Consider the following 8,761-nt stretch of genomic DNA (forward strand, 5'->3'; position numbering starts at 1 on the left):
GTCAGGGGGGGACGGTCCGCTGCGCGTTCTCCTGACGAACGACGACGGTGTGACATCGCCCGGACTGCTCGCGCTGGCCCGGGCGGTGAGTCGTGTGGCCGCAACCGCGATCGTGGCGCCCGAGCAGGAGCGGAGCGCCGCGAGCCACGCGATCACCCTGCACAAACCCTTGCGCGCGACGCGCGCGGCGCTGCCCGGTCTCACCGCCCCCGCGTGGGCGACGAACGGGACGCCGGCCGACTGCGTCGTGCTCGGGCTCCTGGATCTCCTGGCCCAGCCCCCCGATCTGGTCGTCTCCGGCATCAACGCCGGCGCCAACCTCGGCATGGACCTCCTCTACTCGGGGACGGTCTCGGCCGCCGTCGAGGCGGCCCTCTTCGGCATCGCCGCCATCGCCGTGTCCGTGGCGGCGTTTCGGGACATCCACTGGGAGCCCGCGGCCGAGTTCGCCGCCCTCCTCGTCCGGCAGGTCGCCGAACACGGCCTGCCGCGCGATACGTTCTTGAACGTCAACGTACCGAACCGGCCGGCCGGCGACATCGCCGGCGTCGAGATCACGCGGCAGAGCGCACGGCGGTACGTGAGCCGGGTGGAGAAGCGCGCGGATCCTCGGGGGCGCGACTACTACTGGCTCACGGGGTCGCCCGAGGACGACGACAGCCCGGCCGGGACGGACTCCTGGGCCGTCGCGCACGACAGAATCTCCGTGACCCCCCTCCGGCTCGATATGACCGACGACGAGCTCGACCCGGTGCTCCGGACGTGGGCGCTCAGGGCGCCGGGCCGCTGACGCGGGCCGGGCCCGCCCGCCCGATGGTGCGGTTCGCGGGGGTGTCCAAGACCTATCCCAACGGCATCATGGCACTCCGCAACGTCTCGCTCGAGATCACCGCGGGAGAGTTTGTGTTCATCGTCGGCCCGACCGGCGTCGGCAAGTCGACGCTGATCAAGATGATCTACCGCGAGGAAATCCCGACCCGCGGCACGGTGCTGGTCGATGGCCGGGACGTGACCCGCATGCGGGCGCGGCACATCCCGTTTCTGCGGCGGCGCGTCGGCGTCGTCTTCCAGGACTTCCGGCTCCTGCCCCGCAGGACGGCGTGGGAGAACGTCGCGTTCGCGCTCGAGGTCACCGGGGCGCCGCCGCCGCACGCCGAGCAGCGGGTCATGGACCTGCTGGAGCGCGTGGGCCTCGCGGCGCGCGCCGATGCGCTGCCGGGCGAGCTGTCGGCCGGGGAGCAGCAGCGGGTCAGCATCGCGCGGGCGCTCGTGCACCGGCCGCCGCTGCTGCTCGCCGACGAGCCCACCGGCAACCTCGATCCCGACACCTCGTGGGAGATCGTGCAGCTGCTGTCGCGGATCAACGGCGACGGGACTACGGTCGTGGTGACGACGCACGACAAGTCCATCGTCGACCGGCTGCGACGCCGGGTGGTCGCCATCGACCGGGGCGCCGTCGTGCGGGACGAAGCGGAGGGGGCCTACGCCGGGCAGGGGCGTCATGAGCGATAGCGCGGGGGGCCGCTGGCGCGACCGCATGTGGCACCTCCGTATGCGGTACCTCGCGGACGCCCATGAACGATAGCGCGGGGGGCCGCCGACGCGACCGGCCGCGGCGGATCCGCCCGCTCGGGCTGCGATACGCGCTCGCGGAGGGCGCGCAGGGGTTTGTCCGCAACGGCCTCATGAGCGCCGCGTCCGTCGTCATCACCGCCGTGACGCTGCTTGCGCTCGGCGCGGCGCTCGCGGTGGCGGGGGCGCTCAATCACGTGGCGGCCGGGCTGGAGCAGCAGCTGCAGGTGGTCGTCTACCTCAAATCCGGCGCCGGCCCGGAGGAGGTGGCGTCCCTCCGCCGGCGCCTGGAACGGCTGCCCGGCGTGGCCGGCGTCGAATACGTGTCGGCGGCGGAAGCGCTCGCGCGGCTCGAAGCGCAGCTCGGCGCGCGCGGGAGGTTCCGCGACCTGCTGGTCCGCAACCCGCTGCCGGCCTCGTTCGTCGTGACGGCGACGCGCGCCGACCGGTTGCGCGCGATCGCGGTGGGGGCGCGCAACCTGCCGGCCGTCGACGAGGTGCGCGACGGCGGGCGCGTACTCGACCGGCTGCTCGTCGTCACCCGGGCCGTGCGCCTCGTCGGCATCGCGGCCGGCGCGATCCTCGCCAGCGTCGCCCTCATCGTCATCGCGGGAACGATCCGCCTCACGGTGTTCGCGCGGCGCGCGGAGATCGAGGTGATGCGGCTCGTGGGCGCCACGGCGTGGTTCATCCGCTGGCCCTTCGTCGTCGAGGGCGCCGTGACGGGCGCCTGCGGCGCGTGCGGCGCCGCGGTGGCCGTCGCCGCCGGGTACGGTCTGCTCGTGCGGAGCGCCGCGCGCGCGCTGCCGTTTGTGCCCCTGCCGGATCTGGGGCAGGTCGCGTTCGACATCGTCTGGAAACTCCTCGCGTGGGGCGTGGTGATCGGCGTGACCGCGAGCCTGCTCGCGGTGCGGCGGTACGTGCGCGTTTGAGCCCCGGGCGGACAATCCTAAGGAGGCGACGGCTCATGGCAAAGGCGGTGCTGACGGCACCTCGTGAGGACGCGTGGCAGGTGGCGCTGCGGCAGTTCGAGATCGCCGCGGACATGCTCGCGCTGAAGCGCGGCGTCCGGGAGCTGCTGGCGCATCCCAAGCGCGAGCTCACGGTGAACTTTCCCGTCAAACTGGAGGACGGATCCGTCCGCGTGTTCACGGGGTACCGCGTCCACCACACCACCGTACCCGGGCCGACGAAGGGCGGCATCCGGTATCATCCCGACGTCACGCTGAACGAGGTGCGGGCGCTCGCGATGTGGATGACGTGGAAGTGCGCCGTCGTCGGCCTGCCCTACGGCGGGGCGAAGGGCGGCGTGATCTGCAACCCGAAGGAGCTCTCGCTCCAGGAACTCGAGCACCTCACCCGCCGCTATGCGACCGAGATCTCGATGCTCATCGGGCCGGAGAGCGATATCCCGGCGCCCGACGTCGGGACCAGTCCCCGCGTCATGGCGTGGATCATGGACACCTACAGCATGCACCGCGGCTACTCGGTGCCGGCCGTCGTCACCGGCAAGCCGCTGTCGATCGGCGGCTCCCAGGGGCGGGTCGAGGCCACCGGCCGCGGCGTGACCATCGTCGCACGCGAGACGGCCCGCCACCTCGGCGTGCCCCTGCCCGGCGCGCGGGTGGTCGTCCAGGGGTTCGGCAACGTCGGCAGCATCGCCGCCGCGCTGCTGGCGGAGCAGGGGTGCAAGATCGTCGCGGCGAGCGACAGCGGCGGCGGGGTCTACAGTCCCAAGGGCCTCGATCCGAACGATCTCCTGCGGCACAAGGAGCATACCGGCAGCGTCGCCGGCTACCGGGGCACCGACGCGGTCACCAACGACGACCTCCTGGAGTTGCCGTGCGAGATTCTCGTCCCGAGCGCCCTAGAGGGGCAGATCACGAAGGACAACGCCGGGCAGATCAAGGCCCGCATCATCGTCGAAGGCGCCAACGGCCCGACGACGCCCGAGGCCGACGAGATCCTGCGCCAACGCAAGGTGTTTGTGGTGCCCGACATCCTGGCGAACGCCGGCGGCGTGGTCGTCTCCTACTTCGAGTGGGTCCAGGACCTGCAGTCCTTCTTCTGGACGGAAGAGGAGATCAACGAGCGTCTCGAGCGGATCATGGTTCGGAGCTTCCGCGAGGTGCTGGAGTCGGCGCAGGAGCGCGAAGTCGACATGCGGACCGGGGCCCTCGTGCGCGCCGTGAGCCGGCTCAACGACGCGCTGCTGACGCGAGGCATCTACCCTTAGGCGTCCTTCGAAACCTCTTCCTCGGGCTCTCGCGGTCGCGGCGCCTGCGTGACGCGGCGCTGCGGCATCCCGTGCTGCGCCGGGCCGCCCGTCGGTTCATCGCCGGCGAGCGGCTCGACGAGGCGCTGGACACCATCCGGCGGCTCAACCGCGAGGGGCTCTCGGCCACGCTCGATTTTCTCGGCGAAGACACGACGAGCCGCGCACGCGCCGAGGCGAGCGGCGACGCCTATCTGACGATTGTCGATGCGCTGCGCGCCCAGTCCCCGCCCGGCGGGGGGGTCGACAACAACCTGTCCTTGAAGCTGACGCAACTGGGACTCGCCGTCGATCCCGAGACGTGCGGCCGGCTGCTGCGGCGGATCCTCGACCGGGCGGCCGGCCCCGTGCAGACGGGGATCCCGATGTTCGTCCGGATCGACATGGAAAGCAGCGCCCACACCGAGGCCACGCTCCGGCTGTTCCAGGCGCTCTGGGCCGAGGGCCGCCGCAACGTCGGCCTCGTGATCCAGGCCTATCTCTACCGCAGTCCGGCGGACCTCGCGCTGTTGAACACGCTCGGCGCAGGCGTCCGCCTCGTCAAAGGCGCCTACGATGAGCCGCCCGCCGTGGCGTTTCCGCGCAAGGCGGAGGTCGATGCGGCGTTCGCGCGGCTCACCGAGACACTTCTACTGAAGGGCACCTATCCGGCCATCGCAACCCACGACGAACAACTGATCGACCACGCCCGCCGGACCGCCGAGGCGGCCGGGATCGCGGCCGGCCGGTTCGAGTTTCAGATGTTGTACGGCATCCGGCGGGACCTCCAGGCCGCGCTGCGCCGGCGGGGCTATCGCGTCCGCGTGTACGTGCCGTTCGGCGAGGAATGGTATCCGTACTTCATGCGGCGGCTGGCCGAGCGCCCCGCGAACGTCGGGTTTGTGGTGCGCAGCCTCGTGCGAGAGCGCGCTGCCGGCTGACCCGCACGCAGGAATCCCGCGCGCAGGTGCGAACCCACCGAACGCGGTTACCGTAATGGGGAGCGCAGGGGGGAGCGTAGGCGAGAGCCCGGGGGGAGAACTTGGCGCAGAGCTTAGGGGAGGTGGTTAGGTGAGAAGAGTTATCGCATTGATGAGCGTTCTGGCGGTGTTGGGGTTTGCCTTCGCCGGTCCGGGCGGCGTGGGCGTGCATCCGGCCAACGCGGCCGCCGGCCGGGTCGTCAAGATCGGCGTGGACCTGCCGATGTCGGGGGGCGAGGCGCCGAACGGCGTGCCGACCAACAACGGGGTCCTGCTCGCGATCGAGCAGGCCAATAAGGCGGGCGGCCCGTACACGTTCGAGGAAGTGTTGAAGGACGACGCCGTGAACGGCGTGCACGATCCGGCCCAGGGCGCGAAGAACGTCCAGGAGCTGGTCGCGGATTCCGCGGTCGTCGGCATCGTCGGCAACTTCAACAGCAACGTCGGCAAGGCATCGATTCCGATCAGCAACGCCGCGGGCGTGGTACAGATCACCCCGTCCCAAACGAACCCCACGCTCACGAAGGGGCCGGATGCGAAGGCGCTTCGGACCAAGCCGAACAACTACTTCCGCATCTGCTCGACGGATGATCTCCAAGGTCCGGTCGCGGCCGACTACGCGTACAAGGCCTTGAAGGCCCGGAAGATGGCGATCCTGGACGATACGGAGACGTACGGCAAGGGCATCGCCGACGAGGTCGAGAAGGAGTTCAAGAAGCTCGGCGGGACCGTGCTGAGCCACGACGGTATTCCGAAGGGCACTCAGGACTTCCACGCGATCCTGACCAAGATCAAGTCGGAGAATCCGGACATTCTCTTCTTCGGCGGCGTCACCACCACGGGCGGCGGCTTGGTCCGCAAGCAGATGCCGGACGTCGGCCTGAAGGCGGCCTACGAAGGCGGCGACGGCATCGTCGAGGATGAGTTCCTCAAGGTCGCCGGCGATACGGCGGAAGGCTCCTACGGCACGGTCGCGGCGATCGACGCGACGAAGATCGCCTCCGCGAAGGCCTTCCTGGCGGCCTACAAGGCCAAGTTCAACGATGATCCGGGTGCCTACAGCGCGAGCGCCTACGTCGCGGCGAAGGTCATCATCGACGCGGTCAAGGCCGGCGGGCCGGACCGCGCGAAGGTCCTTGCGCACGTGCGCGCCCTCAAGGGCTACAAGAGCATCCTCGGCACGTTCGGGTTCGACGCGAACGGCGACACCACCAACCGGGTCATCAGCGTCTACGTGGTGAAGAACGGCAAGTGGGTCTGGGCCGACCAAGAGATCGCGCAGTAGTTAGGCAGACGACCCAAAGGGAACGAGGGGGCGGGAGGCGGATCGCCTAGCCCGCCCCCTCGGCCCGTCTGCGATGAATTGGGTCCTCTTCAGCCAGCAGCTGATCAACAGCCTGTCGCTCGGGGCCATCTACGCCGTGGTGGCCCTCGGCTACACCATGGTCTACGGGATCATCGAGCTGATCAACTTCGCCCACGGCGACGTGTACACCGCGGGGTCGTTCGTGGCCCTCACCGTCCTCGTCTTCATGGGCACGACGCACCGCATGGTCGGCGCGGCGCTTACGTTTGCGCTCATCGTGGTGTTTCTCGTGACCATGCTCGTGATGGGGGCGACCGGGGTGGTGATCGAGCGGTTCGCCTACCGTCCGCTGCGGGGCCGCCAACGGCTGGCCCCGCTCCTGACCGCGATCGGCGTCTCGTTCAGTCTCGAGAACCTGCTCCAGATCTGGAAGGGGCCGTCGCCGGTGCCGTTCCCGCAGATCATCGCCAACCCGTTCTTCGACCTCGGGCCCGTGAGCGTGGGGCAGATGCAGCTCATCGTGATCGGCTCCTCGCTCGTCATGATGGTCGGGCTGCAGCTGTTCGTCAACCGCACGAAGCTCGGCCGGGCGATGCGGGCGACGGCGCAGGACTGGATGGCGGCCGAGATCATGGGGATCGACATCAACAAGACGATCGCGCTGACGTTTTTCATCGGCTCGGTGCTCGCGGGGGCGGCGGGGGTCATCACCGGCCTGTACTACGGCGACACCTGGTTCATCAACGGGTTCCGGGCCGGGCTCATCGCGTTCACGGCCGCCGTACTCGGCGGCATCGGCAACACCACCGGCGCGGCGCTCGGCGGGTTCCTCATCGGCTTCATCGAGGTCATGACCGCCCAGTACATCGGCTTTCAGTGGGCCGAGGTGACGATCTTTTCCGTCCTGATCCTGGTCTTGATCTTCCGGCCGACCGGCCTGCTCGGCCAGCAGCTGCCGGAGCGCACGTAGGCCCGTGGCCGGGCGTTCGGCTGGGCCGGATGCCGTGGCGCGGCCCGGCGTGCTGGAGCGGCTGGGGCGGTACCGCTTCGCGCTCGGCGCCCTGGTCCTGTTTCTGCTCTACCCGCTCATCGATCACAATCCCGGGCACGTCAACGCCGCCGCCGACGCGGCCGTGTTCGCGCTCCTGGCGCTGGGGCTCAACATCGTCGTCGGCTTCGCCGGACTCCTCGATCTCGGCTACGCCGCGTTCTTTGCGATCGGCTCGTACACGTACGCGCTCTCGGCGTCGCCCTTCTACAACATTCACATGCCGTTCTGGCCGATGCTGTTCCTCGGCGCGATCATCGCCGGCGTCTCCGGCGCGCTGCTGGGCGCGCCGACCCTCCGCCTCCGCGGCGACTACCTGGCCATCGTGACGTTGGGGTTCGGCGAGATCGTGCCGACGGTGTTTCTGAACCTTCCCAAGTACACCGGCGGGACGAACGGCGTGGTGGGCATCGACAAGCCGACGCTGTTCGGCTATAGTTTCGGGTTCAACCCGGTCCCGTACTACTACACGTTGATCGCGATCCTCATCCTCTCGGTGATCGCGGTCCTGCGTCTCCGGGATTCGCGCCTCGGGCGGGCGTGGCTCGCGGTGCGGGAAGACGAAGTCGCGGCCGCCTCGATGGGCATCAACCTGACGACGACGAAGCTCCTCGCGTTCTCGTTCGGCGCGTTCTTCTCGGGGTTCGGCGGCGCCCTCTACGTCGCCAAGCTCGGGATCGTGAGCCCGGAGCAGTTCAATTTCACCGTCTCGTTCACGATTCTGGCAATGGTGGTGCTGGGGGGGATGGGGAGCGTCTTCGGCGTGATCGCGGGCGCCGGCATCCTCTACGAGTTCCAGACCCTCTTCCTCAACGATCTCACCCAGTGGTCGCACAGCCTCGGCGGCGCGTGGGGGATTCCGCTCCTTACGAGGCTGAATTTCGTCGACCTCAAGTTCCTGCTGTACGGGCTGGGGCTGATTCTGTTGATGCTGCTCCGGCCCGAGGGGCTGTTCCCCGAGCGGCGGACGCGGGCGATCATCACGGAGCGGGTCGCGGCGGAGATCCCGCCCGAGGACGTCTCCGCCGCCGCCGGCGCCACCGGCGCCGCGGACGCTCCGCCGGAGGGCGGCGCGTGAGCGACTTCCTCCTTGACGCGCGCGGGGTCACGAAGACGTTCGGCGGCCTCGTCGCCGTCAACCACGTCGACTTCACGGTGCCCGCCGAGAGCGTCGTCAGCCTGATCGGACCGAACGGGGCGGGGAAGACGACGTTCTTCAACGTGATCGCCGGGCTGTACCATGCCACCGCCGGGAGGATTACGTTCGCCGGACGCGAGATCACGGGCCTGCGGGCGCACGAGATCGCCCACCTCGGGATCGCGAGGACGTTTCAGAGCATCCGGATTTTCGCCAACATGACCGCGCTCGAGAACGTGCTGATCGGCATGCACACCCATCTCACCGCCGATCCGGTCCGGATCGTGCTCGGGACGGGAGCGATCGTCCGTGAGGAGGAGGGCGCGCACCGGGACGGGCGCGAGCTGCTGGCGTTCGTCGGTTTGCGGGGGCGCGAGGACGAGATGGCCAAGAACCTGGCCTACGGCGACCAGCGGCGGCTCGAAATCGCCCGGGCGCTCGCGCTGCGGCCGCGCCTCCTCCT

Annotated in this window: 9 protein-coding genes; all 9 read left to right on the top strand. The window is 69.6% G+C overall.

Annotated features, from left to right (window positions below):
- The first annotated feature begins 19 nt into the window (after window positions 1–19).
- Window positions 20–790 (top strand): 5'/3'-nucleotidase SurE, encoded by a 771-nt coding sequence (gene surE, locus VGZ23_19300; GenBank protein ID HEV2359741.1) that lies wholly within the window; start codon window positions 20–22, stop codon window positions 788–790.
- A 23-nt stretch (window positions 791–813) separates the two neighbouring features.
- The gene (gene ftsE / locus VGZ23_19305) at window positions 814–1,512 is read left to right on the top strand and encodes a cell division ATP-binding protein FtsE (GenBank protein ID HEV2359742.1); all 699 of its coding nucleotides are present in this window, start codon (window positions 814–816) and stop codon (window positions 1,510–1,512) included.
- A gap of 62 nt (window positions 1,513–1,574) precedes the next feature.
- Window positions 1,575–2,504: a permease-like cell division protein FtsX gene (gene ftsX / locus VGZ23_19310; protein HEV2359743.1), complete on the top strand. Its 930-nt coding sequence runs from the start codon at window positions 1,575–1,577 to the stop codon at window positions 2,502–2,504.
- Between the two features lie 35 nt (window positions 2,505–2,539).
- Window positions 2,540–3,808 carry a Glu/Leu/Phe/Val dehydrogenase gene (locus VGZ23_19315; GenBank protein HEV2359744.1) on the top strand — a complete coding sequence of 423 codons (1,269 nt, stop codon included), beginning with the start codon at window positions 2,540–2,542 and terminating at the stop codon, window positions 3,806–3,808.
- A 71-nt stretch (window positions 3,809–3,879) separates the two neighbouring features.
- Window positions 3,880–4,767: a proline dehydrogenase family protein gene (locus tag VGZ23_19320; GenBank protein HEV2359745.1), complete on the top strand. Its 888-nt coding sequence runs from the start codon at window positions 3,880–3,882 to the stop codon at window positions 4,765–4,767.
- Window positions 4,768–4,897: 130 nt separating this feature from the next.
- On the top strand, window positions 4,898–6,091 hold the full coding sequence (locus VGZ23_19325; protein HEV2359746.1) for a branched-chain amino acid ABC transporter substrate-binding protein: 1,194 nt from the start codon (window positions 4,898–4,900) through the stop codon (window positions 6,089–6,091).
- Between the two features lie 73 nt (window positions 6,092–6,164).
- A complete protein-coding gene (locus tag VGZ23_19330; GenBank protein ID HEV2359747.1) occupies window positions 6,165–7,082 on the top strand; it encodes a branched-chain amino acid ABC transporter permease in 918 nt (305 codons plus the stop codon).
- A 34-nt stretch (window positions 7,083–7,116) separates the two neighbouring features.
- On the top strand, window positions 7,117–8,238 hold the full coding sequence (locus tag VGZ23_19335) for a branched-chain amino acid ABC transporter permease (GenBank protein HEV2359748.1): 1,122 nt from the start codon (window positions 7,117–7,119) through the stop codon (window positions 8,236–8,238).
- Window positions 8,235–8,761, top strand: a 527-nt coding sequence (locus VGZ23_19340; GenBank protein HEV2359749.1) for an ATP-binding cassette domain-containing protein, incomplete at its 3' end; no start/stop codon positions are given. The genes VGZ23_19335 and VGZ23_19340, both read left to right, overlap by 4 nt.

It is taken from the genome of bacterium (assembly GCA_035945995.1).
Classification (GTDB): Bacteria; Sysuimicrobiota; Sysuimicrobiia; order Sysuimicrobiales; family Segetimicrobiaceae; genus DASSJF01.

What these genes read in the sequence shown, in the direction of transcription:
- ftsE (HEV2359742.1), top strand. Translation starts at nt 814, where the DNA reads ATGGTGCGGTTCGCGGGGGTGTCCAAGACCTATCCCAACGGCATCATG.
- ftsX (HEV2359743.1), top strand. Translation starts at nt 1,575, where the DNA reads ATGAACGATAGCGCGGGGGGCCGCCGACGCGACCGGCCGCGGCGGATC.
- VGZ23_19315 (HEV2359744.1), top strand. Translation starts at nt 2,540, where the DNA reads ATGGCAAAGGCGGTGCTGACGGCACCTCGTGAGGACGCGTGGCAGGTG.
- VGZ23_19330 (HEV2359747.1), top strand. Translation starts at nt 6,165, where the DNA reads ATGAATTGGGTCCTCTTCAGCCAGCAGCTGATCAACAGCCTGTCGCTC.